Source organism: Micromonospora sp. L32 (assembly GCF_052068055.1).
GTDB classification, from domain to species: Bacteria; Actinomycetota; Actinomycetes; order Mycobacteriales; family Micromonosporaceae; genus Micromonospora; species Micromonospora purpureochromogenes.
Genome location: NZ_JBQHDD010000004.1, coordinates 197485 through 220566, shown reverse-complemented (window position 1 = coordinate 220566; position 23082 = coordinate 197485). Strand labels below are relative to the sequence as shown.

At 74.0% G+C, this 23082-nt stretch carries 21 protein-coding genes; 13 read left to right on the top strand and 8 right to left on the bottom strand.

Translation table 11 applies throughout. The features are described 5' to 3' along the window. Positions 1–56: 56 nt before the first annotated feature. From ACTMTB_RS12905 to ACTMTB_RS12890, 4 genes are all read right to left on the bottom strand, one after another. Entirely contained in the window at positions 57–869 is an 813-nt protein-coding gene (locus ACTMTB_RS12905; RefSeq protein ID WP_441145317.1) for an SAM-dependent methyltransferase, read from the bottom strand. 213 nt (positions 870–1082) lie between these two features. Then, a complete protein-coding gene (locus tag ACTMTB_RS12900) occupies positions 1083–1751 on the bottom strand; it encodes a response regulator transcription factor (protein ID WP_007072219.1) in 669 nt (222 codons plus the stop codon). Positions 1752–1758: 7 nt separating this feature from the next. Then, positions 1759–3450: a GAF domain-containing sensor histidine kinase gene (locus ACTMTB_RS12895; protein WP_441145311.1), complete on the bottom strand. Its 1692-nt coding sequence runs from the start codon at positions 3448–3450 to the stop codon at positions 1759–1761. A gap of 14 nt (positions 3451–3464) precedes the next feature. Then, a complete protein-coding gene (locus ACTMTB_RS12890) occupies positions 3465–5273 on the bottom strand; it encodes an AMP-dependent synthetase/ligase (RefSeq protein WP_441145309.1) in 1809 nt (602 codons plus the stop codon). Positions 5274–5482: 209 nt separating this feature from the next. On the opposite strand from ACTMTB_RS12890, the gene ACTMTB_RS12885 reads away from it, so the two are divergent. The 6 genes from ACTMTB_RS12885 (at position 5483) to ACTMTB_RS12860 (ending at position 10757) form a co-directional block, all read left to right on the top strand. Further along, positions 5483–5938 (top strand): SRPBCC family protein, encoded by a 456-nt coding sequence (locus ACTMTB_RS12885; protein ID WP_088961061.1) that lies wholly within the window; start codon positions 5483–5485, stop codon positions 5936–5938. A 31-nt stretch (positions 5939–5969) separates the two neighbouring features. Beyond that, complete coding sequence (locus ACTMTB_RS12880; RefSeq protein ID WP_441145307.1) at positions 5970–6638, top strand: hypothetical protein; 669 nt, start codon at positions 5970–5972, stop codon at positions 6636–6638. A gap of 73 nt (positions 6639–6711) precedes the next feature. Beyond that, positions 6712–7659: an ROK family glucokinase gene (locus tag ACTMTB_RS12875; RefSeq protein WP_280838246.1), complete on the top strand. Its 948-nt coding sequence runs from the start codon at positions 6712–6714 to the stop codon at positions 7657–7659. After that, entirely contained in the window at positions 7656–8372 is a 717-nt protein-coding gene (locus tag ACTMTB_RS12870) for an endonuclease/exonuclease/phosphatase family protein (protein ID WP_441145304.1), read from the top strand. Before ACTMTB_RS12875 ends, ACTMTB_RS12870 begins: the two co-directional genes overlap by 4 nt. A gap of 107 nt (positions 8373–8479) precedes the next feature. Continuing rightward, entirely contained in the window at positions 8480–9886 is a 1407-nt protein-coding gene (locus ACTMTB_RS12865) for a flavin-containing monooxygenase (RefSeq protein ID WP_441145302.1), read from the top strand. Between the two features lie 76 nt (positions 9887–9962). Continuing rightward, positions 9963–10757, top strand: coding sequence for an alpha/beta hydrolase (locus ACTMTB_RS12860; protein WP_441145910.1), 795 nt, complete (start codon positions 9963–9965; stop codon positions 10755–10757). Positions 10758–10767: 10 nt separating this feature from the next. On the opposite strand, the gene ACTMTB_RS12855 is transcribed toward ACTMTB_RS12860, so the two are convergent. Both ACTMTB_RS12855 and ACTMTB_RS12850 read right to left on the bottom strand, forming a co-directional pair. Beyond that, positions 10768–12192 carry an alpha,alpha-trehalose-phosphate synthase (UDP-forming) gene (locus tag ACTMTB_RS12855; RefSeq protein WP_441145297.1) on the bottom strand — a complete coding sequence of 475 codons (1425 nt, stop codon included), beginning with the start codon at positions 12190–12192 and terminating at the stop codon, positions 10768–10770. Between the two features lie 181 nt (positions 12193–12373). Next, entirely contained in the window at positions 12374–13222 is an 849-nt protein-coding gene (locus tag ACTMTB_RS12850; RefSeq protein ID WP_441145295.1) for a DUF308 domain-containing protein, read from the bottom strand. 247 nt (positions 13223–13469) lie between these two features. Between ACTMTB_RS12850 and ACTMTB_RS12845 the strand changes: the two genes are divergently transcribed. Then, the gene (locus ACTMTB_RS12845; protein ID WP_441145293.1) at positions 13470–14180 is read left to right on the top strand and encodes a lysophospholipid acyltransferase family protein; all 711 of its coding nucleotides are present in this window, start codon (positions 13470–13472) and stop codon (positions 14178–14180) included. Positions 14181–14468: 288 nt separating this feature from the next. On the opposite strand, the gene ACTMTB_RS12840 is transcribed toward ACTMTB_RS12845, so the two are convergent. Then, entirely contained in the window at positions 14469–18053 is a 3585-nt protein-coding gene (locus ACTMTB_RS12840; RefSeq protein WP_441145291.1) for an ATP-binding protein, read from the bottom strand. 162 nt (positions 18054–18215) lie between these two features. Between ACTMTB_RS12840 and ACTMTB_RS12835 the strand changes: the two genes are divergently transcribed. Beyond that, positions 18216–18431, top strand: coding sequence for a hypothetical protein (locus ACTMTB_RS12835; RefSeq protein ID WP_154943926.1), 216 nt, complete (start codon positions 18216–18218; stop codon positions 18429–18431). A 57-nt stretch (positions 18432–18488) separates the two neighbouring features. On the opposite strand, the gene ACTMTB_RS12830 is transcribed toward ACTMTB_RS12835, so the two are convergent. Then, entirely contained in the window at positions 18489–19181 is a 693-nt protein-coding gene (locus ACTMTB_RS12830) for a Crp/Fnr family transcriptional regulator (RefSeq protein ID WP_088961072.1), read from the bottom strand. 283 nt (positions 19182–19464) lie between these two features. Here ACTMTB_RS12830 and ACTMTB_RS12825 point away from each other — a divergent pair, with 283 nt between their 5' ends. From ACTMTB_RS12825 to ACTMTB_RS12805, 5 genes are all read left to right on the top strand, one after another. Further along, positions 19465–19962, top strand: a complete 498-nt coding sequence (locus ACTMTB_RS12825; protein WP_441145289.1) for a polyadenylate-specific 3'-exoribonuclease AS — start codon at positions 19465–19467, stop codon at positions 19960–19962. A 67-nt stretch (positions 19963–20029) separates the two neighbouring features. Continuing rightward, a complete protein-coding gene (locus ACTMTB_RS12820; RefSeq protein ID WP_441145287.1) occupies positions 20030–20533 on the top strand; it encodes a pyridoxamine 5'-phosphate oxidase family protein in 504 nt (167 codons plus the stop codon). Between the two features lie 179 nt (positions 20534–20712). Continuing rightward, positions 20713–21741 (top strand): 6-phosphofructokinase, encoded by a 1029-nt coding sequence (locus tag ACTMTB_RS12815; RefSeq protein WP_357913608.1) that lies wholly within the window; start codon positions 20713–20715, stop codon positions 21739–21741. 73 nt (positions 21742–21814) lie between these two features. Beyond that, entirely contained in the window at positions 21815–22633 is an 819-nt protein-coding gene (gene proC, locus ACTMTB_RS12810; RefSeq protein ID WP_441145285.1) for a pyrroline-5-carboxylate reductase, read from the top strand. Between the two features lie 95 nt (positions 22634–22728). Then, positions 22729–23079: a DUF2203 domain-containing protein gene (locus ACTMTB_RS12805; RefSeq protein WP_441145283.1), complete on the top strand. Its 351-nt coding sequence runs from the start codon at positions 22729–22731 to the stop codon at positions 23077–23079. The last annotated feature ends 3 nt before the right edge of the window (positions 23080–23082 follow it).

The window sequence follows — 23082 nt, the reverse complement described above, 5'->3', positions numbered from 1 at the left end:
CCCAGGCCCGGGCGAACGCGCCGGGGCACGACGGGTGCGCCGGCAGGTCCGGTGTCTCACCCACCGAGGCGTCCGACGCCACCCATGAAGACCGCCTGCGCGGCGTCCTCGGCGCTCTCCGGCGACTCCGGCCGCCACTGCGGCACCCACACCACGCCCGGTTCGAGCAGCGTGAAGCCGTCGAAGAGCGCGGTCAGCTCGGCCCGACTGCGGATCGAGAGCGGGCTGTCGGTGCGGCGGTAGACCCGCTCGGCCTCGGCCCGTTCGCCGGTGTGGCCCCGGTCCTCGTCGGTGGCCTGCGACATCACCAGGTAGCTGCCCGGCGCCAGCGTCTCGCGCAGCGTCCGCAGGATCTCCTCGGGCCGGTCGGCGTCCGGGACGAAGTGCAGCACCGCCACGATCAGCACGGCCACCGGCCGGGAGAGGTCGAGCAGCTTGGTCACCTCGGGATGGCTCACGATCGCGGCCGGTCGGCGCAGGTCCTCCTGGACGACCGCGGTGCCGGGATTGCCCTGGAGGATCTCCCGGCTGTGGGCCACCGCCACCGGGTCGACGTCGACGTAGACCACCCGGGAGTCGGGCGCGGCGCGCTGGGCGATCTCGTGCACGTTGCCGACGGTGGGGATGCCCGAGCCGATGTCGAGGAACTGGCGGACGCCGGAGTCGACCAGGTACTGCACCGCCCGACGCATGAACGCCCGGTTGGCCTGGGCCATCAGCGGGGCCTCGGGGACCGCTTCCATCATTGCCCGGGCCGCCGCCCGGTCGGCGGCGAAGTTGTGCGAGCCGCCGAGGTAGTAGTCGTACATGCGGGCGACGCTGGGGCGCTCGATGTCGATGTCGTCGGGTGCCCAGTCCGGCCGCTGCATGCCCACCCCTTTAGTCGACAAACGCGAGGATCGTCGCCCGCGCGGGCCACCCGGGTATTCTGCCCTCGCTTCGCCCCGGTGCAAAGACCACGGTCATTGCGCGACGGCACGCTCACTCAGGGCGCTGGCGGCGCTGCCGCGGCCGTGCCCCGGACAGGCGAGAGGTCCGCGACCGGTGGGCGGCGCGGACCTCTCGACGACGGGCCGGAGCCCTCAGAACTTCGGCGCGTCCGGGGCCTCGAGCAGGCCCAGCCGCAGCGCCGTCATCAGCGCCTGGGCGCGGTTGGCCGCGCCCAGCTTCTCGTAGAGCTTCGAGATGTGGGTCTTGGCGGTGGACTCGCTGACGAAGAGCTGCTTGGCGATGCCGGCCACGCTCATGCCGTCGGCCAGCAGCCGCAGCACCTGCCCCTCGCGGGGGGAGAGCTGCGGACCGGACGGGGCCAGCCGGCGCTTCATCGCCTCGGCCAGGTCGGCCGCGGTGAAGGCGCTGGGGGAGGAGGCGGCGTGCCGGGCGGCGGCCACCACCTCGTCGGCCGGCGCGGTCTTCGGCACGAACGCGCTCGCCCCGGCCTCCAGCGCGCCGAAGAGCTGGTCGTCACCGGCGTACATGGTCAGCACGACGATCCCCATCGACGCGCTGGACTTGCGCAGGGCCCGGGTGGCCTCGAGGCCACTGCCGTCCGGAAGGCGCAGATCCATGATCACGACGTCCGGCTGCAGCGCGCCAGCCTGGCGTACGCCCTCCGCCGCCGTGGCGGCCTCGCCGACGACCTCGAACTGCCGGTCGCGCTCGAAGGCGTGCCGAAGCCCCTTGCGGATCAGGTCGTGATCGTCGACAAGGAGGACCTTGGTACGAGTGGCCGGTGTCGGGCTTGTGGTCATCCTCGGGTTACTCCCCTTCTGCTGCTGCGCTGCCACGCACGTTATCGCGCCGGGGCGAGGAACCGACCACCACCGCCACGGTTGTGCCGCTGGGCTGCCGCGGCCTGATCTCCAACCGGCCCCGGATACGTTCCGCTCTCTCGGCCATGATCGCAAGACCGTAGTGCCCGTCCGCGTGCTGGTCACCGATGCCGTGACCGTCATCCGACACTTCGATCTGCGCGTACGGGGGGTCCACCTCGCAGGTGACCCAGAGATTCGAGGCCCCCGCGTGCTTGCGCGCGTTGGTGACCGCCTCCTGCGCGATGCGCAGCAACTCGGCCTCGGTGGCGGCGGGCAGCCGGGCGGTGGACTCGTCCAACGACAGGTGCACCCGCAGGCCGCCGGAGGCGCCGACGGTGCGCGCGTACTCGGCGATCGCGGCGGCCAGGCCGCCGTGCCGGTCCACCTCGCTGCGCAGCTCGAACAGGCTCAGCCGCAGCTCGGTGATCACCCGGGTCACCTCGCCGCGCAGCGTACGCAGCCCCTCGGCGGTCTCGTCGGCGTCGTCGTGGACGGTGGCCAGGGCGTTGTCGATGCCGTAGCCGACCATCACCAGCTCCTGGGCGACCCCGTCGTGGATCTCCCGGGCCAGCCGCTGCCGTTCCTCGTTGGTGGCCAGCGAGCGCACCTCGTCGAAGAGCAGCGCCGCCTCCAGCCGCAGCGCGGCGGGGCCGGTCAGCGCGGTCACCCGGGACACCACCGGCGGCGGGTACGCGTGCGCGGCGTCCGCCTCCAGCACCACCAGCCCGACCGTGCGCACGCCGGCGACCAGCGGCACGATCAGCGCCGAGACGTCCCCGCCGCGGTGCGAGCGGGCCTGCGACCGGGCCGCGGTCTGCGGCTGCTGGCTGGCCCACGCGTCGGCGATGGCGGAGTCCGCGTCGAGCGTCGTCTCCCAGTCCACCCGGTCCACCCCGACCTGGGCGAGCACCACGAGCCGGCCGCCGCCGCTGGCCGAGAGCACCGCGGCCCGGTTGTTGGGCGCGACGGTGCGCAGCTCCTCCAGCAGGTGCTCGGAGATGCCGCCCGGGTCGAGGGTCGCGCCGGGCAGCTGCCGGGCGACCGTGCGCAGCTGGGTCAGCAGCCGGGTCGCCTCCGCGTACGGCTGCGGCTTGCCCTCGCCCCGGACCCGCATCACCTGGTGCAGCGTGCCGGCCGCGTAGAGGCCGAGCCCGGCCAGGATCAGCCACTGCGCGCAGACCGCCAGGTAGCCGGGCTGGCCGAGCTGCCGCCCGCCGTCCACCTCGGTGAACGCCCCGGCGATCAGCAGGGTCGCCGCGGCGACGCCGAGCAGCGCCGCTCCCTCGCGGAAGCGGCGGCGCAGCGCGGTCACCGTCACCGGCACCGCGAGGTAGGGCAGTACCGCCGAGGCGCCGAGCCCACCGACCGATCCGCCGAGGGCGGACTCGACGGCGACCTGGCTGGCGGCCAGTCCCAGCACCACCGCCTCGGCGACCCGGCTGAGCGGGCCGAGCAGCCGGTGCTCGGGGGCGAGCACCGCCGGCAGGCCGGCGGCCGCCAGCAGGGCGATCCACCAGAGCTGGGCGGGGTCGCGGGTGACGACCAGGGTCAGGACGCCGACCAGGACGAGCATGACCCCGCGCGCCGCGACGGCGAGGGGATGCGGCTGGGGCCGGACGGGTGTGGAGGCGGGCACGTGACGGATGGTAGTCAGCTCCGGTAGATCTCGGCGATCTCGGACGCGTACGTCTTGTGCACGACCTGCCGCTTGACCTTGAGCGACGGGGTCAGTTCGCCGGTGGCCTCGGTGAAGTCCCGGGGCAGGATCCGGAAGACCTTGATCGCCTCGGCCTTGGAGACCGCCTGGTTGGCGACGTCGACCGCGCCCTGGATCTCGACCAGCAGCTCCTCGTGGTCGAGCAGCTCCCCGACCGGGGTGTCCTCCGGCAGGCCGTGCGCGGCCAGCCACTTCGGCAGGGCCTCCTCGTCGACGGTGACCAGCGCCGCGATGAACGGCTGCCGGTCGCCGACCACCAGGCACTGGCTGACCAGCGGGTGCGCCCGCACCTGGTCCTCCAGCACGGCCGGGGCGACGTTCTTGCCGCCGGCCGTCACGATGATCTCCTTCTTGCGGCCGGTGATGCTGACGAACCCGTCGCTGTCGATGTGGCCCAGGTCGCCGGTGCGGAACCAGCCGTCGGCGGTGATCGCCTCGGCGGTCGCCGCCTCGTTGCGCCAGTAGCCCTGGAAGATCAGGTCGCCGGAGATCAGGATCTCGCCGTCGTCGTCGATCCGGATGGTGACGCCGGGCAGCGGCCGGCCGACCGTGCCGACCCGGGTGGCGGTGGGCAGGTTCGCGGCGGCGGCGGGGGAGGTCTCGGTCAGGCCGTAGCCCTCGCAGATGGTCACCCCGATGCCGCGGAAGAAGTGCCCGAGCCGGGCGCCGAGCGGGGCGCCACCGGAGATCGCGTCCCGGCAGCGGCCGCCGAGCGCGGCGCGCAGCTTGCGGTAGACCAGCTTGTCGAAGAGCGCGTGCTGGGCGCGCAGGGTCAGGCCCGGGCCGTCGGGGGTCTCCAGCGCCTCGCTGTAGGCGATGGCCACCCGCTCGGCCCGGTCGAAGATCTTGCCCTTGCCGTCCGCCTCGGCCTTCTGCCGGGCGCCGTTGTAGACCTTCTCGAAGACCCGGGGCACGGAGAGCACGAAGGTCGGCTTGAACGCCTGGAGCTCGGCGACCAGGCTCTTGGTGTCGGGGCAGTACGCCATGGTGGCCCGGGCCTGCACCACGCCGATCTGGATGAGCCGGGCGAAGGCGTGCGCCAGCGGGAGGAAGAGCAGGGTCGACGCGCCGGGCCGGAACAGGTTCGGCAGCACCGGCACCGCGTTGGCGATGTCGGCGTACATGTTGCGGTGGGTCAGCACGCAGCCCTTGGGCCGGCCCGTGGTGCCGCTGGTGTAGATGATCGTGGCGACGTCGGCGGAGCGGACCGCCTTGCGGCGCCGCTCGATCTCCTCCGGTTCGACCGACGCGCCGGCCGCGACGATCTCGTCCACCCCGCCCAGCTCGATCTGCCAGACCTGGCGCAGCTCCGGCAGCCGGTCGCGGACGCCGGCGACCAGGGTGGCGTGCGCGTTGGACTCCACCACGACGGCGACCGCGCCGGAGTCGGCGAGGATCCAGGCGGCCTGCTCGGCGCTGGAGGTCTCGTAGATGGGCACGGTGACCGCGCCGGCCGCCCAGATGGCGTAGTCGAGCAGGGTCCACTCGTAGCGGGTGCGGCTCATCAGCGCGACCCGGTCGCCCGGATTGATGCCGGAGCCGACCAGGCCGCGGGCCACGGCGACGACCTCGTCGCGGAACTGCCGGCAGGTCACGTCCACCTGGGCGGCACCCTCGGCGCGGGCGGCGGGCCGGACGAACTGGACCGCGTCCGGCGCGGCCTCGGCGTTGTCCCAGACCGGGTCGGTCAGGTTGGCCGCGTCGCCGATGGTGACGATCGGCGGGACGGAGAACTCGCGCACCTGCACTCCCTCGTGCTCGCACTGGCCGGGCCGGCCGCCGTGGCGGGTCGGCTTTGTCGAAACCTACCCGCACGCCCGGGTGGGCGAGGTAGGGAGGTTGCCCGCCCGACTGGTGGGACGCCGCCGTCGCGGGCCGTCGGCGCCGCCGCGCCAGGCATGGCCGGGGTCAAGCGCCGCGCGCCGGGGTCGCTCCGGGTAGCCTCCCCCCCATGGCGGACTCCTCCACCCAGTCGATCATCATCGGCGCGTCACCGGACCGGGTGGCGGCGGTCATCTGCGACTTCGCGAGCTACCCCGAGTGGACCGAGGCGGTGCGCCGGGCCGAGGTGGTCGAGGAGTACGAGGACGGCTACGCCAGCCAGGTCCACTTCACCATCGACGCCGGCGTGATGGCCGACGAGTACGTGCTGGCGTACGAGTACGCCGAGGACCTGTCCCGGATCGAGTGGCACCTGGTGGCGCCGTCGAAGATGCAGAAGTCCCAGCGCGGGTCGTACGACATCGTCGGCAACCCGGACGGGACGTCGACGGTCACCTACACCCTCGAGGTCGAGCTGTCGGTCGGCATGCTCGGCATGTTTCGCCGCAAGGCCGAGAAAATGATCATGGATACGGCGTTGAAGCAGCTCAAGCGCCGGGTAGAAGCAACCGGTGCGGCACAGTGACGCAGCCGGCGGCACGGTAGAGGAGCCGACGATGGCGGGTACGCAACCGGGCTCCGCCCGGGAGGAGGCCGAGCGGCTCGTCGCCACGCTGCTCGCCACGGCACGGCTGGCCAACGCCGGCTCCGGCGGCGCTCCGTGGGGTCCGCTCGGTGGGATCCTCTCCGGTGTCCTCGGTCACAGTGGCGGAGCGTCCGGCCCGGCCGGGGGTGCCGGCGGCACCGGAAGATTCGCCACCGGATCGCCGGAATGCTGCGTCTGCCCGGTCTGCCGCGGTATCGCGGCGCTACGCGATCCGAGTCCGGAATTCGCCGAGCGGCTCGCCACCGGCGCGGGTGATCTGGCCGCCGGGATCGCCAGTCTGATGCGCGCGTTCGCTCCCGCCGACAGCGGGGAAGCCCCGGAGAGGGCGGCCGGAGCGGCCGGCGCGCCCGGACCCGCCGCCGGGTCGGACGCCGACGCCGACCACGTGTGGCGCGAGGCGACCCGTACCGGGCATGATTCTCCGTCGGCGCCGGAGCGGGACGTCTGGTCCGCCGCCACGCGGGCGGAGGACGTGGTCGTGCCGGCCGCCGCCGCGCCCGTCGACGACGCCGGGCCGGTCGCGCCGGCCCAGGTCCGGTCGACGGCCGACCGTCCGGTGGTGCCCGCCTCGCGAGCGCCGGCCGGCGCGGGCGGGGACGCACCGGGCGACGAGGCCTGAACACGGGACATCCGACATCGCATTCGGCCGGTCCGGCCGATGTCGGGCAGCACAGCAGAGGGGAGTGGCAGCGGTGACGCTGACCATCGGAGTCGACGTCGGTGGCACGAAGGTGGCCGGCGGTGTCGTGGACGACACCGGCAAGGTTCTCGTGCAGGCCCGACGGGACACCCCCGCGGACGACGTCGGCAAGACCCGCGACGTCATCATCGAGCTGGTCACCGAACTGGCGACCGGCCACGACATCGGCGCGGTCGGCATCGGCGCGGCCGGCTGGATCGACGCCTCCCGCTCCACCGTGCTCTTCGCCCCCAACCTGGCCTGGCGGGACGAACCGCTGCGCGAGTACGTCAGCACCGCCACCGGCCTGCCGGTGATCGTGGAGAACGACGGCAACGTGGCCGCCTGGGCCGAGTTCCGCTACGGCGCGGCCCGGGACGCCGACGACTCGATGGTCATGTTCACCATCGGCACCGGCGTCGGCGGCGGCATCGTGCTCGGCGGCGAGCTGCTGCGCGGCGCCAACGGCATCGCGGCCGAGCTGGGCCACATGCTGACCGTCCCGGACGGCCACCAGTGCGGCTGCGGCCGGCTCGGCTGCATCGAGCAGTACGCCAGCGGCAGCGCCCTGGTCCGCTTCGCCCGGGCCGCCGCGCGGCAGGAGCCGCAGCGCGCCACCGCCCTGCTGGAGCTGGCCGGTGGCGACGCCGAGGCGGTCACCGGCCCGATGGTCACCGCCGCCGCGAAGGCCGGCGACCCGGTCTCCGCCGAGGCGTTCGCCCAGGTCGGACGCTGGCTCGGCACCAGCCTCGCCGACATGGCCCAGATCCTCGACCCGCAGGTGCTGGTGGTCGGCGGCGGCGTCGTCGAGGCCGGCGACCTGCTGCTCGGCCCGACCCGGCGTTCGTTCACCGACGCGCTGGCCCAGCGCAGCCGGCTCCCGGTGGCCGAGGTGCGCCCCGCCGAGCTGGGCAACACCGCCGGCGTCATCGGCGCCGCCGACCTCGCCCGCCGGCTGTGACCGTCGCGCCGGCCCCCGCCGGCGCGGTGCGGCTGCGGGTGGTGTCCTACAACATCCACAGCCAGCGTGACGACACGGCCGCGCTGGCGGCGGTGGTCCGCGCGGCGGCCCCCGACGTGGTGATCGTGCAGGAGGCCCCGCGCCGGTTCCGCTGGCGGCAGCGCTGCGCCACCCTCGCCGAGTCCTTCGGCCTGGTGGTGGCCGCCGGTGGCCTGCCGTCGCTGGGCAACCTGCTGCTCACCAGCCTCAGGGTGCGGGTGCTGGCCACCCGCTGCCAGCGGTTCCCGCTCACCCCCGGGCGGCACCTGCGCGGGGCGGCGTACGCCGAGTGCGCGGTCGGCGGCGCGCGGTTCCTGCTGGCCGGCTCGCACCTGTCCACCGACCCGGCCGAGCGGCCCGGCCAGGCTGCGCTGCTCAAGCGCGAGCTGGCCGGCGCCGACCTGCCGGTGGTGCTGGGCGCGGACCTCAACGAGGGCCCGGACGGCGAGGCCTGGCGCACCGTCGGCAAGGGACTGACCGACGCGGCGGTGGCCGCCGACGCCGCCGACCGGCACACCTACTCCTGCGCCAACCCGCGCCGGCGCATCGACGCGCTCTTCGTCGATCCGCGGGTCACCGTGGTCGGCTACGACGTGGTCGACACCCCGCTCACCCGGCGGGCCAGCGACCACTTCCCGGTCCTGGTCGACCTGCTCCTGCCGGCCACCGCCTGAGCCCGGCGCCGGTCCGCGCCCGGAGTGCCGGGCTGGACAACCGGCTCCGGGTACGGGGAGGATGCCCGTCGAACCGGCGTTCGTGCCGCACATAAGGAGATTCCCCGGTGCCCCCCTCCACCGAGCACGGCCGGCCCGATCCGGAGACCACGCTGACCCCGAGCCGGGACGGCCGCCCGGTCTCCGACCGGGGCGACACGGTCTGCGTCATCGGCGCCGGCGCCAGCGGCCTGACCGCCGTGAAGAACCTGAAAGAGCATGGCTTCGGCGTCGACTGCTACGAGCGGGAGACCGGCGTCGGCGGCGCGTGGAACTGGCGGCACGACCGCAGCCCGGTGTACGCCAGCACCCACCTGATCTCGTCGCGGCCGTTCACCCAGTTCCCCGACTTCCCGATGCCGGACTCCTGGCCGGACTACCCGCACCACAGTCAGCTGCTGTCCTACTTCGAGCGCTACGCCGACCACTTCGACCTGCGCCAGCACATCTGGTTCGGCACCGAGGTCGTCCGGGTCGAGCCGGTGGCCGGCGACCGCTGGGACGTCACCACCCGCAGCACCGGCGGGTACGGCCCGGAGCGCACCTCCCGCTACGCCGCCGTGGTGGTCGCCAACGGCCACAACTGGTCGCCGAAGCTGCCCCGCTACGAGGGGCTGGAGGAGTTCCGGGGCGAGGTCATGCACGCCTCGTCCTACAAGGACCCCGCGCAGCTGCGCGGCAAGCGGGTGCTGGTGGTCGGCGCGGGCAACACCGGCTGCGACATCGCGGTCGAGGCCGCCCAGCAGGCGTCGCGCTGCTGGCACTCCACCCGCCGCGGCTACTGGTACGCCCCCAAGTACGTCCTCGGCCGCCCGGCCGACCAGGTCAACGACGGCCTGCTCGCGCTGCGCGTGCCGCTGCGGGTCCGGCAGTGGCTCTACCACTGGACGCTGCGGCTGACCGTCGGCGACCTGACCCGGTTCGGCCTGCCGAAGCCCGACCACCGGGTCTACGAGACCCACCCGATCGCCAACAGCCAGCTGGTCTACTACGTCGGCCACGGCGAGATCACCCCGGTGCCGGAGCTGGCCCGGTTCCACGCCGGCGGGGTCACCCTCACCGACGGGCGGGAGATCGACCCGGAACTGGTCGTCTTCGCCACCGGCTACCTGCCCCGCTTCGAGTTCCTCGACCCGAAGGTGCTCGGCGACGACGAGGCCTCGGGCCGCCCCCGGCTCTGGCTCAACGCCCTCGTCCCCGGGTACCCCACGCTCGCGGTGGCCGGCCTGGTGCAGCCGGACTCGGGCATCTTCACCCTGTCGCACTGGCAGGCGGTGCTCTTCGCCCGGCTGCTCCAGGCCCGGCTGGGCCGCCCGGAGCGGGCCGCCGCGTTCGCCGCCAAGGTGGAGGCCCGCGCCGGGGAGCGGTACTCCGGCAAGGTCAAGGACAGCAGCCGGCACTGGTTCGAGGTGGGCCACGCCGACTACCTGCGCGCCGTCCAGCGCGCCCTGCACGAGCTGGAGGGTGACCGGTGAGCGCGAGGAACGCAGCGCAGCGGAGTCCCGCAGGCGCGAACGAAAGGCAGGCCCGGTGAGCGAGCGGCTGCGGATCATGCGGGGCCGGGAGTGGGCCCGCCCGGTCCGCCCGGCCCGACGGGAGGTGCTGGGCGCGGCCCCGGAGCTGGAGGAGGGGCGGCCCCCGCTGCTCTTCGTCCCCGGCTTCGGGCACGGGGCCTGGGCGTTCGCCGAGCACTGGCTGGAGCACGCCGCGTCGCGCGGCTTCGCGGCGTACGCGCTGAGCCTGCGCGGGCATGGCGGCAGCGAGCCGGCGCCGGAGGCGACGCTGCGGGCGTACACCCATGACGTGGTCCAGGTGGCGGCGGGCCTGCCGCGCCAGGCGGTGCTGGTGGGGCACGGCGCCGGGGCGCTCGTGGTGACCCATGCGCTGGCCCGCTACCCGGCCCGGGCCGCGGTGCTGGTCGCGCCGGTGCTGGGCGGTTGGTCGACGGCCGGCGTGGCGCTGCGCCGCAACCCGGTCGGCACGCTGCCCGCGCTGTTCGGCGGCGGCCTGCGGCTGCACCGCCGGCAGCTGTTCAGCAGGGAACTGCCCGAGGCGGACGCCCGCCGGCACGTGGCGCGGCTCGGCCGGGCCGGGCGGCGCGCGCAGTGGCAGCTGCTGGCCGGCCGGGAGCCGGAGCCGCCGGTGGGTCGCCCGCCGGTGCTGGTGCTGGGCAGCCCGGACGACCGGGTGGTGCCGCCGGCCGCGCTGACCCGGGCCGCCCGCCGGTACGGCTCGGCTCCGCTGCTCTTCCCCGGCATGGGGCACGACCTGATGCTCGACGCCCGGTGGCGGGAGCCGATCGACGCGATCCTCGACTGGCTGGTCAAGGACCCGCAGCGGGTGTGACCCGGCCGGGTCAGCCGGTGCTGCCCAGCCGGGTGAGCAGCGAGCCGGTCTGGTCCAGGGCGCTGAGGTAGGAGCGGGCCCAGGCGTGGATGTCGTGGCGGTGCAGGTGCGCCCGCATCGCCCGCATCCGGTCGCCGACGTCGTCCGGGCCGGCCCGCAGCGCGGTGAGCAGCATCTGCTTCAGGCCCTCCAGGTCGTGCGGGTTGACCAGGTACGCCTGCTCCAGCTCGGCCGCCGCGCCGGCGAACTCGCTGAGCAGCAGCGCGCCGGTGTCGTCGACCCGGGCGGCGACGTACTCCTTGGCGACCAGGTTCATCCCGTCCCGCAGCGGGGTCACCGCCATCACGTCGGCGACCCGGTAGAGGGCGGCCAGCTCGGTGCTGTCGAAGGGCTGGTTGAGGTAGTGGATGGCCGGCTCGCCGACCCGGCCGAACTCGCCGTTGATCCGGCCGACCTCGCGCTCCACCCGGTCCCGCAGGATCTGGTACTGGCCGACCCGCTCGCGGCTGGGCACCGCCACCTGGACCAGCACCGTGTCCCGGACCTTGACGTCACCGCTGGCCAGCAGCTCGCTGTAGGCCTTGAGCCGCTGCTCGATGCCCTTGGTGTAGTCCATCCGGTCGACGCTGAGGATCACCTGCTGCGGGTCGCCGAGGTCGTGGCGCAGCCGGCGGGCCCGGGCGGTCACGTCGGGACGGCCGGCGAGCGCGGCCATCTCGGCCGTGTCGATCGAGACCGGGTACGCCCCGACCCGCACCACCCGGTCGTCGACGCCGATCCGCCGGTCGGTGGCCGGGAGGCCGAGCACCTTCGTCACCAGCTGGGCGAAGTTGTGCGCGGCCTGGGCCCGCTGGAAGCCGATCAGGTCGGCGCCGAGCATGCCGCGCAGCAGCTCGGCCCGCCGGGGCAGCTGCATGAACAGCTCCGGCGGCGGGAACGGCACGTGCAGGAAGAAGCCGATCCGCAGGTCCGGCCGGAGCGCCCGGAGCAGGCCGGGGACCAGTTGCAGGTGGTAGTCCTGCACCCAGACCAGGCCGCCCGGCTCGGCCACCGCCGCGGCCGCCTCGGCGAACCGCCGGTTGACCCGCTGGTACGCCTCCCACCAGCGGCGGTGGTATACCGGCTGCTCGACGGCGTCGTGGTAGAGCGGCCAGAGGGTGGCGTTGGCGAAGCCCTCGTAGTGGTCGCGCAGATCCTCGGCGGTGAGCGCGACGGAGTGCATACGGACGCCGTCGATGTCGGGCAGGCGGGGCGCGGGACCGGTGCCGCCGGCCCAGCCGACCCAGGTGGCCGGGGTGTGTCGCAGCAGCGGGTGCAGCGCGCTCACCAGCCCACCGGGGCTGCGGCGCCACTCGCAGGCGCCGTCGGGCGCCACGCTGTCGTCGATGGGGAGCCGATTGGCCACCACGACGAGGGAACTGGAATTCTGTCGCATCTCGGGCATTCCGATCCGCAGCGGGCCGACCACCGCGAGGGAGGAACAACCGGGCAGCCGGAGGGGAAATTGACGGACAGCGGTATTCCTACTGACCGTAAGTTACACCACTGTTACCTCGGCGGCGGGGGCGTGGGCGTCCCGGGATACGGGCGAAGCGTGCCGAAAGGACGGGGGAGCGTCAGACGACCGCGCCGTCGTCCGGATCCTCGTCGTCCTCGTCGCCGGGGCGCAGCCGCCAGATCAGCGTGACGAAGCCGGCGAGGATGCCGGTGAACCCGAGCAGGGTCACCACCGAGGCGTCCACCGGCAGCAGCGCCGGGTTGAGGAAGAGTACGAAGCCGAGCACGATCGCCAGGACGCCCACCACCGCGTACTTCGACACCCGGGGCAGCGGCGGGGGCGGGGGCGGGGTGTAGCCCTCGTCCTCCTCGCCCGGCAGGTCGGCGCCGAAGGTGTCCAGCCCGTCCAGCAGCGAGGGCTCCTCGGCCCGCGGCCGGTCCACCGAGACGCCGGAGATGTCCGCCGCGTACGGCAGCCGCCGCACGTCGGTGGCGGTCGGGCCGGTGGCCTCCTCGGCGCGGGTCGCCGGCGCACCGGCCGCGCCGGTCGGGTCGGTCTGGTCGGTCGGGTCGTCGTCGACGTCCTCGGCAGCGGGCCAGGGGTGGCTGCCGGCGGCCGGGGCGGTGTGGAAGGCGGCGACGATCCGGTCCCACTCGGCGTCGACGTCCGGCTCGCCGCGCGGCGGCTCCGGGGTCGACTCGTCGGCCAGCTGGGTGAGGTAGTCCCGGGCGGTGGTCAGGTGCGAGCGGTCCACGTAGAGCCGGTCGACCGGGCGGGCCGGGACGGTGGTGGTGCGGGTGATCGGATTGAGGTCGGCCGACGGCTGGAGGTAGGCCGCGATCCCGCCGGCGGCGAGCACGTCGAGCAGGTGCTCGCCGACGCGCGGATCGACGTCGCCCGCGACGGCGTACTCGCTCGCGTCGAGCCCGTTGTCCCGCCGCCCCCGGCGGGCCCCACCCGCTGACACCGGACATCCTCCTCGGCGCACCTCACGGTGCGGTTGTGTCGGCGCCCCGTACGCCGTGCCCTGAATCGTGACACGTCCGGACCCGGTTCCGGGAGTGCGTTGTGGCGTGCCGCTCCCGGTTCGTAGGCTCATGGCCGACGATCCCGCCCGCCGACGGCCATTCCCGGCGCGGTCGCCGGGTCCGCCCGGCGGCCCACCGGCCCGTTTCTCCGGTGGTGTCGCCCGCCCCTGCTCCGGAAGGACACCGTTGCTGTACTGGCTGATGAAGTACATCATCCTCGGCCCGCTGCTCAGGCTGATCTTCCGTCCCCGGGTGGAGGGGCTGCACCACGTTCCGGAGACCGGTCCGGTGATCCTCGCCAGCAACCACCTGTCGTTCTCGGATTCGATCTTCACCCCGCTGATCGTGCCGCGAAAAGTCACTTTCGTGGCCAAGGCGGAATACTTCACCGGTAAGGGCATCAAAGGCTGGCTCACCAAGGCGTTCTTCGCCGGCACCGGCTGCATCCCGGTCGACCGATCCGGCGGCCGCGCCGCCCAGGCCGCCCTGGACACCCAGCTCAGCGTGCTGCGGGCCGGCGGCGTCGCCGGGATCTACCCGGAGGGGACCCGGTCGCCCGACGGGCGGCTCTACCGGGGCAAGACGGGGGTGGCCCGGCTCGCGCTGGAGAGCGGCGCCCCGGTGATCCCGGTGGCGATGCTCAACCTCGACGAGATCCAGCCGCCCGGCAAGCTGATCCCCAAGATCGCCCGGGTCCGGATCCGGTTCGGCCCGCCGCTGGACTTCTCCCGCTACGCCGGCCTGGCCGGCGACCGCTTCGTCGAGCGGGCGGTGACCGACGAGATCATGTACGAGCTGATGGAGCTCTCCGGTCGCGAGTACATCGACATGTACGCCGCCAAGCTGAAGAACCAGCCCCCCACCGAACCGGTCACCCGCGAGCCGATCGCCGCCTGACCGACCCGGCCGGCCGCACCACCGCCCCACCACCCGGCGTGACCGACCCCGGCTCGCGGCGGGCTGATCAACTCCGTTTGCGGCGAGTCGCGGTCACCGCTCGGCCGGACACCGCGACTCGCCGCAAACCGCGTCGATCACGGGCCCGGCGGGGCGGCTGGACCGGCTGGACACCGCGACTCGCCGCATCTCGTGCCGATCAAGGCCCGGCGGGGTGGGGTGGGAACGGCGCGGCGGGGCGCGGTGGGAGCCGGCGAGTGGCGTCGCCGGGCGGGTGGCGGCCGGGGGTCAGGAGGCCAGGGCGGGGCCGGCCTGCGGGACCGGGCCGCGGGCCAGGTCCAGCAGGCCCGGGGCGTCGTTGCGCAGGGCGAAGGTGCGCACCTCGGCCAGCGGCGCCCGGGCCGCCGGGTCGCCGGCCAGGGTCAGCTCCGCCGCGGCCAGCGCCAGGGCCAGCACCCGGTCGGTGACGTCCGGGATGCGGGCGTAGATCTCCGCCCCGGCCAGGTGCAACTCGCCGGCGCGCCGGTGGTCGCCGTCCGCCGCGGCCAGCGCCCCGGTCACGGTGCGCAGCGCCGCCTCCGACCACGGGGTGCGGTGGGCCAACTGGTCCAGCATCGCCCGGACCCGTACGGCGGCGTCCCGGCCGGCCAGCGTCGCCGCGTACGCCGCCGCGGCGATCCACTCGCCGCTGGCCAGCGCCGGCACGGCCGTCCACGCGTCGGCCAGCTCGTCCACCAGCGCGGCTGCCTCGTCGAGTCGCCCCTGCAACGCCCGGCAGAGCGCGGCCATCCCGAGCATCGTCCAGTAGGGCCGGTGGAACCCGCTGCGGCGGGCCGTCTCCAGCGCCGCCGCCACGTCGTCGCGGTGCCGCTCGGCTCCCACGGCGGCCGGCCCGTCCCCGGCGGCCGGCAGCGGTCGCGGCGCCGGCGGCACCGGCAGGCCCCGCAGCACCAGCAGGCACGAGCGCAGGCCGCGCACCTGCATGTCCCAGCCGCCGGTGGGGGTGTCCACGAACGCGTCGGCGGCGGCCAGCAGCCGGCCGAAGTCCCCGTCGAAGTACGCCCGCATCGCCTCGCCGGAGTAGCTGGTGGCGAGGGTCTGCCCGCTGCCCCGGGCGGCCGGCGCGGTCGACAGCAGCGCGTCGGAGCGCAACCAGTCGCCCTCCTCGCGCAGCGCGAAGGCGAGGTTCTGCAGCGCCCGGGGCAGGGCGAGCAGCTGCTGGGTCCGGCTCAACTCGACCAGCGCGTGCAGCTCGTCCAGGCCGGCCCGGTCGCCGGCCTGGTACCGGGCGGTGGCCGCGGTGATCCGGGCGTTGGTGCGGATCTCCGCCAGGCCCAGGCGCTCGCCGATCCCGGCCGCCGTCTCGGCGGCGGCGACCGCCGCGTCCCGCTCGTAGTTGAGCATGTGCAGCCGGCCCAGCTCGGCGTGCGCGTCCGCCTTCTGGGCGCTGTCCGGCAGCGGCCCGAAGAGCGCGACCGCCCGGTCCAGACAGGCCACCGCGGCGCTGCGGTCGGCGCGCAGCCAGGCGGCCTGGCCGAGCAGCGTCCAGGCCCGGGCGGCGCAGGCGTCGTCGCCGTGCGCGAGCAGCCGGTCGGCCAGCGCGTGCAGCTGCTCCGGGCCGCCGCCGGAGAGGAAGGCGTTGCCGTCGCGGTAGAACGAGATCTCGGTGCTCAGCAGCTCCAGTTGCAGCCGGTCGACCGGGTCGCTGTCGTCGGCCAGGCCGAGGGCGCGGCCCGCGTGGCTGGCTGCGGCGTCCAGCCCGTGCAGGGCGTACGCGCGGCGGGCCGCCCGGTGCAGCGCGGCCCGCGCGGGGCCGGCGTACCGCTGGATCGGCATGCCCAGCGTGCGGGCGATCTCGTGGGCCGCCCAGCGGTGGTGCGCCAGGACCTCGGCCAGGTCGGTGTCCCGGCTCTGCGACAGCGCGTCCAGCCAGCCGGCCGTCCGCTCGTGCCGGGCCACCCGCTCGGTACGCGGCAGCCGCTGGTAGCAGACGTCGCGCACCAGCACGTGCCGGAACCGGAACTCCGGCTGCCCGGCCATCGTGGACGCCGCCTGCTCGTGGACGAAGTCGCGCTGCTCCAGCCGGCGCAGGCACCGCTCCACCGACTCGACGGGCTGGCCCAGCGCGGCGGCCACCGCGCCCGGCCAGAACTGCACGCCGACCACCGAGGCGGCCAGCAGCACCGCGCGGTCCTTGGCGTCGAGCAGGTCGACGCGGTTGGCGATGACCGCGTGCACGCTCTCCGGCATCGGCAGGTCGAGGTGCTTCTCCAGCGACCAGCCCCGCCCGGACTGGCGCAGCGCGCCCTGTTCGATCAGCATCCGCACGTACTCGTGGGCGTAGAGCGGGTTGCCGCCGGCCACCTCGATCAGTGGGCTGAGCATGTCGGCGGAGAAGGCCGCCTGGCCGAACATGTGCGCGTAGAGCGAGGCGATGCCGGTGTCGCGCAGCGGCGGGAGGGTGATCGTCACCGAGCCGGTGATGGTGCCCGCCCAGCTCGGGTCCCGGTCGACCAGCTCCGGGCGGGCGGTGCAGAGCAGCAGCAGCGGCACGTCCCGGGCGCCGGCGCCGAGCAGCTCGACGAAGCGCAGCATCGCGTCGTCGGCCCAGTGCAGGTCCTCGAAGACCAGTACGGTGGGGCGGCGGGCGGCCAGCGCCAGCAGGAAGCGACGCCAGGCCGACTCGGTCTCCTCGGCGGGCAGCGTGACGCCGGCGAGCCCGACCAGCGGGCGCAGCGCGTCGACCAGCCGGTCCCGCTCGCCCGGGCCGACCAGCTCGGCCACCGCCGCGCTCAGCCGGCGGGACGCGGTGGGGGCCGGGTCGGTGTCCAGGATGCCGGCCTCGGTCTTGACGATGTCGGCCAGCGCGGCGAACGTGACGTTCTCGCCGAACGGCGGGCACCGCCCGGTACGCCAGCTCACCGGCTCGTCGACCAGCCGCCCGGAGTGCCGGTACAGCTCCCGGATCAGCCGGCTCTTGCCGATGCCGGCCCGGCCGAAGAGCGTCACCACCTGGGGGCGGCGGTCCCGCAGCGACCGGTGCAGGGCGTTGACCAGCAGGCCCAGCTCGTGTTCGCGGTCGATCAGCGGGGTGGTGTCGGGTTCCCGGTCGGTCGGCTGCCGGCGTACCGGGGACAGGGCCAGCCAGACCTCGGTCGGCGAGGAACGCCCGCGCAGGGTGACCGGCGGCTGCTCGGCGTACCGGATGGCGTCCTTGGTCAGCGCGTGGGTGGTGCCGCAGACCAGCACGCCGCCGGGCGGCGACACGGACTGCATCCGGGAGGCGGTGTTGACCACGTCGCCGGCGACGATGGCCTGCCCGCCGTCGCGGGCGGCGGCCACGTCGACCAGCGCCTCGCCGGTCGCCACGCCCACCCGGAAGCGCAGCTCGTCGGCGCCGGTGGGGGCGAACCGGGTGAGTACCCGTTGCAGCTCCAGCCCGGCCCGGACGCAGCGTAGCGCGTCGGTCTCGGTGGCCACCGGGGCGCCGAACAGCGCCATCACCGCGTCGCCGATGTACTTCTCGACCACGCCGCCGTACTGCCCGACGACCCGCTTGGCGGCGGAGAAGAAGCCGGTCTGCATGCCGCGGACCTGCTCGGGGTCGGCCCGTTCGACGTACGGCGTGAAGTCGATCAGGTCGACGAAGAGCACGCTGACCCGGCGGCGGTCCTCCTGCGGGGTCGCGACGGGCCGGCCGGAGCCGGCGCGGGGCGCGCCGCACGAGGTGCAGAACACCGCGTCGGTGGCGAGCGGCCGCAGGCAGTGCGGGCAGAGCGCACCCAGCTCCGTCCCACAGCCACCGCAGAAGCGGTCGCCGTCGGCGGCGGTACGTCCACAACGGTCACACTGCGCGGAGATGACGCCCTCCACTGGGTGGGTCTGCCTGCCGGTCGTCGCCCGGTGTCCACCGTGAGTATCGCCGTTGCCGGCGCTGTCGGGTACCGGGCTGTTGGCTTGTGGACACTCCTCCGGCCGGTTGGGAGAGCTACATTCAGGCGGCCGAAATCCCATCAATGATCAAGGGGAGAGATCATGGTGTATGTGAAGCTCGAGAGCGACTGGACCGACGGTGACGGCGTCGCCCACTCCGCGGGGGAGTCGGTCGACGTCGACGCCGCCACGCTGGCCGTGCTCCAGGCCGAGGGGATCGTCAGCGAGCAGTCCGGTGGCGGCAAGGACGGCACCGACTGGGCCGGGCCGACCGGCACCACCACCAGTTGGGCGGGGCCGACCAGCACCACCCCGTGAGCCGGGGGCAGTGAGCCGACGCGGCCGGCGCAGGCAGCGCCCGGCCGCGTCGCGCGGTCAGCGGTCGTTCATCCCGGCCCGGCGGCGCAGCGCGGACACGTCGGTGACGACGATCCGGCGACCCTCGGTCCGCAGCCAGCCCCGGCTGGCGAAGGAGCCGATCGCCTGGTTGACGCTCTGCCGGGAGCCGCCGGCCATCTCGGCGAGCTGGCTCTGGTTGAGCTCGATGGTGATCATCGGGGCCTGGCTCTCGCCGGCCAGCCGGACCAGGGTCTTGGCCACCCGGCCGGGCAGGTCCAGGAAGACATGGTCGGCGTTCTGCTCGGTCAGCCGGCGGATCAGGCCACCCAGCGAGCGCATCACCGCGTCCAGGATGCGCGGGTTGGAGTGCACCAGCTCCATGAAGGCGGGTCGGGACAGGGCCAGCGCGGCGCTGTCCTCGATCGCCTCGGCGGACGCCGAGCGGGTGGAGGCGTCCAGCAGCGAGACCTCGCCGAGCACGTCCGGCGGCCGGATCACCGACAGCACCGCCCGTTCGCCGGTCGGCGCGGTGCGGAACACCGCCACCGCCCCCCGGCGCAGCACGATCAGCGATTCGCCCGGGTCGTTCTCCACGAAGAGCAGCTGGCCCTTGCGGTACGTGCGCGGCACCGCCGCGGCGATCACCCGCTGCCGCACCTCCGGCTCCAGCCCGGCGAACATCTCCACGCCCGTGAGGGCGTCACCCGGCTCCGGCAGGCGCATCTCCACGGCCCAACCCCTCCCCGGTCAAGGACCACAACTCGCTCACCGGGTGAACCTGACGGCCCCTGAAGAGGTGAACTGACACCAATTCGGCGTCCGGTAGCGGTACACATCAGATCATGACGGTCCAGTCGCTTGCTGTACACCCCTCAAATCGTCTGCGTGACGCCGCCGGCCGGGGTCGGGGTGCCGGCTGAGGTGCGGTTTCGCCCCCGTGGCAAGGGTGGGGAGCCGGTCGGGAACGGACCCGGGCGGCGGAGGCCGCCGGGCGTACGCGAGGATTGACGCGATGGTCTACCGCTATTTCTACGACTGCGAATTCATCGAGGACGGCCAGATCGTCGACCTCGTGTCGATCGGTGTCGTCGACGAGTACGGCCGCGAGTTCTACGCGGTCTCCACCCAGTTCGACGACTCCCGCGCCGTGCCCTGGGTGCGCCGCAACGTGCTCGACAAGCTGCCGTCCCCGGCCGACCGCGCCTGGCGCTCGCGCGAGCGCATCCGCGACGACCTCTACGACTTCCTGCTGGAGCCGATCCGCGACCGCCCGGGCGAGCAGCTCGAACTCTGGGCCTGGTACGCCGCGTACGACCACGTGGTGCTGGCGCAGCTCTGGGGGGCGATGCCGGCGCTGCCCCGGGAGATCCCCCGCTTCACCAAGGAGCTGCGCCAGCTCTGGGACGACCGGGGTCGGCCGAAGCTGCCCGACGCCGACGCCGACCGGCACGACGCCCTGGTCGACGCCCGGCACAACCTGGCGCGGTGGCGGGCGATGACGGGCCGGTGAGGCCATGCGGGTTTGACCCGTTCTGTCCGGGGCACCGGTTCGACGAGCCGATGCGAGGGAGTTCACGATGAGTAGTGACCCGACCAGCGCCGCCGACGCCCGCCGCCGGGTGACCGAGCTGATCCGGCGGGCTCGGATCTGCATGCTGACCACCATCGGCGTGGACGGGCGGATGGTGAGCCGGCCGATGGGGTTGCAGGAGGCGGAGTTCGACGGCGACCTGTGGTTCTTCGCCTACGCGGACTCGCCGAAGGTGCGCCAGATCCGGGTCAACCCGGAGGTGAACGTCGCCTTCTCCGACCAGCGGCACGACGCCTGGGTGTCGGTCTCCGGCACCGCCCAGGAGAGCTACGACCGGGCGAAGGCCGAGCAGGTGTGGAACCCGTTGCTGAAGACCTGGTTCCCGGACGGCCTCGACACCCCCGGCCTGACGCTGATCAAGGTGCACGCCAACTCCGCCGAGTACTGGGACTCGCCGGGCGGCGCGGTGGTCAACCTGCTCGGGTTCGCCCGGGCGGCGGTGACCGGCAGGCCGCCGAAGGCGGGCGAGAACCACGAGGTCAGCTACTGACCGGTAGCCCGGTTCGGCGGGTGGGACGGGCCGGGGCGCGCTGTCGGCGGACACCCGCGCCGACTACAGTGCGCACTGACGGCCCGCCCCGGGCCGGCAATGGCGCCGATGGTCTGATCTGACACATATCCTGGGGCTTATCCGGGCTTCACCTGATGCTCCAGGAGGATGAGCAGATCATGCGTATCGGCGTGCTCACCGGCGGCGGCGACTGCCCAGGTCTCAACGCGGTCATTCGGGCGGTGGTCCGCAAGGGCGTCGCCACCTACGGTCACGAGTTCGTGGGCTTCCAGGACGGCTGGAAGGGCCCGCTGGAGGGCCTGTCCAGGCCGCTGGGCATCGCGGAGGTCCGCGGCATCCTGCCGCGCGGCGGCACCATCCTCGGCTCGTCCCGGACCAACCCGTTCAAGATCGAAAACGGGGTGGAGCGGATCAAGGAGAACCTCGCCGCGCAGGGCGTCGACGCCCTGATCGCGATCGGCGGCGAGGACACCCTCGGCGTGGCCACCAAGCTGCACGAGCTGGGCGTCAACGTGATCGGCGTGCCGAAGACCATCGACAACGACCTCGGCGCCACCGACTACACCTTCGGCTTCGACACCGCGGTCAACATCGCGATGGAGGCCATTGACCGGCTGCACACCACCGCCGAGAGCCACCACCGCACCCTGGTGGTCGAGGTGATGGGCCGGCACGCCGGCTGGATCGCCCTGCACGCCGGCCTCGCCGGCGGCGCCAACGTGATCCTGCTGCCGGAGCGGCAGTTCGACGTCGACCAGGTCGCCGGGTACGTCGAGAAGCGCTTCCAGCACCAGTACGCCCCGATCGTGGTGGTCGCCGAGGGCGCCCAGCCGCTGGACGGCCAGATGGTGCTGCACAACCAGGAGCTCGACTCGTTCGGGCACGTCCGCCTCGGCGGCATCGGCCAGTGGCTCGCCGAGCAGCTGGAGGCGAAGACCGGCAAGGAGGCCCGCACCGTCGTGCTCGGCCACATCCAGCGTGGCGGCACCCCGACCGCCTTCGACCGGGTGCTCGCCACCCGGCTCGGCCTGCAGGCGATCGACGCGGTGCACGAGGGCGACTGGGGCAAGATGGTCGCGATGCAGAGCACCGACATCGTCCGGGTGCCGCTGGCCGAGGCCACCCGCGAGCTGAAGACCGTGCCGCTGGAGCGGTACGCCGAGGCCGAGGTCTTCTTCGGCAGCTGATCGACCGGTACCGGCGGCGCGGCGGATCACCCGCCGCCCCGCCGGCCACCGTGACGGAAGGGGTACCACAGCGATGGCAGCGGGCAGGCACACGGTCGCCGTGATCGGCGCCGGCAAGATCGGCGAGCTGATGCTCTCCGGGCTGCTGCGCTCCGGCTGGCCGGTGGAACGGCTGCTGGCCACCGCCCGACGTCCGGCGCGCGCCGAGGAGCTGACCGCCCGGTACGGCGTACGGGTGGTCGACAACCTCACCGCGGTCGAGGAGGCGGCGGTGCTGGCGATCTCGGTCAAGCCGCAGGACGCGGCGACCCTGCTGGAGGAGATCGGTCCCAAGGTCCCGCCGGACAAGCTGGTCATCTCCCTCTGCGCCGGCCTGCCCACCGGCTTCTTCGCCCGCCGGCTGCCCGACGGCACCCCGGTGGTCCGGGTGATGACGAATACGCCGGCCCTGGTCGACCAGGCGATGACCGCCATCTCGGCCGGCGCGCACGCCACCGGCGCGCACCTGGAGCTGGCCGAGGAGATGTTCACCCCGCTCGGCGCCACCATCCGGGTGCCCGAGTCCCAGCAGGACGCGGTCACCGCGCTCTCCGGCTCCGGTCCCGCGTACTTCTACCTGCTGGTCGAGGCCATGATCGACGCGGGCATCCTGCTCGGCCTGCCCCGGCAGGTGGCGCACGAGCTGATCGTGCAGACCGCGATCGGCTCGGCGGTGATGCTGCGCGACTCCGGGGAGCACCCGGTGAAGCTGCGCGAGGCGGTCACCTCACCGGCCGGCACCACCATCTCCGCCATCCGTGAGCTGGAGAACCACGGCGTCCGCGCGGCCATGCTGGCGGCGCTGGAGGCGGCCCGCGACCGGGCCCGCGAGCTGGCCGCCCAGGCCGACTGAGCCCCGCCGGCGGGCGGCCGGGGCACACCCGTTCCGGGGTGGTCCGAGCGCGGGCTCGTCCGGTCGAGGACGTCCCGGTGGCCCATACTTGCCGGGTGTTCACTCTCGCCCAGGCCCGGCACCTGGTGGCCACCCTGCGCCCCCGCGTCGACGAGCTGATCCGGCTCCGCGCCGACCTCGCCGAACTCCGCGCCGACCTGGCGGCCTCGGGGGTCTCGGCCCTCGGCGGCCGAGCCGAGATCAAGGGGCTGGAGGCCCGGCTGCACACCGTGCTGGAGGAGCTGAACTCGCACGACATCCAGGTCAAGGGCATCGCCCCGGTGCTGCTGGACTTCCCCGGCGAACGCGACGGCCGGCCGGTGCTGTGGTGCTGGTTGGAGGGGGACACCGACGTGCGCTGGTACCACCGCGCCGAGTGCGGCTTCGCCGGCCGCCGACCGGTCTGACGC

What these genes read in the sequence shown, in the direction of transcription:
- ACTMTB_RS12815 (WP_357913608.1), top strand. Translation starts at nt 20,713, where the DNA reads ATGCGTATCGGCGTGCTCACCGGCGGCGGCGACTGCCCAGGTCTCAAC.
- ACTMTB_RS12880 (WP_441145307.1), top strand. Translation starts at nt 5,970, where the DNA reads ATGGCGGGTACGCAACCGGGCTCCGCCCGGGAGGAGGCCGAGCGGCTC.
- proC (WP_441145285.1), top strand. Translation starts at nt 21,815, where the DNA reads ATGGCAGCGGGCAGGCACACGGTCGCCGTGATCGGCGCCGGCAAGATC.
- ACTMTB_RS12885 (WP_088961061.1), top strand. Translation starts at nt 5,483, where the DNA reads ATGGCGGACTCCTCCACCCAGTCGATCATCATCGGCGCGTCACCGGAC.
- ACTMTB_RS12900 (WP_007072219.1), bottom strand. Translation starts at nt 1,751, where the DNA reads ATGACCACAAGCCCGACACCGGCCACTCGTACCAAGGTCCTCCTTGTC.
- ACTMTB_RS12820 (WP_441145287.1), top strand. Translation starts at nt 20,030, where the DNA reads ATGAGTAGTGACCCGACCAGCGCCGCCGACGCCCGCCGCCGGGTGACC.
- ACTMTB_RS12825 (WP_441145289.1), top strand. Translation starts at nt 19,465, where the DNA reads ATGGTCTACCGCTATTTCTACGACTGCGAATTCATCGAGGACGGCCAG.
- ACTMTB_RS12905 (WP_441145317.1), bottom strand. Translation starts at nt 869, where the DNA reads ATGCAGCGGCCGGACTGGGCACCCGACGACATCGACATCGAGCGCCCC.
- ACTMTB_RS12835 (WP_154943926.1), top strand. Translation starts at nt 18,216, where the DNA reads ATGGTGTATGTGAAGCTCGAGAGCGACTGGACCGACGGTGACGGCGTC.
- ACTMTB_RS12860 (WP_441145910.1), top strand. Translation starts at nt 9,963, where the DNA reads ATGCGGGGCCGGGAGTGGGCCCGCCCGGTCCGCCCGGCCCGACGGGAG.
- ACTMTB_RS12855 (WP_441145297.1), bottom strand. Translation starts at nt 12,192, where the DNA reads ATGCGACAGAATTCCAGTTCCCTCGTCGTGGTGGCCAATCGGCTCCCC.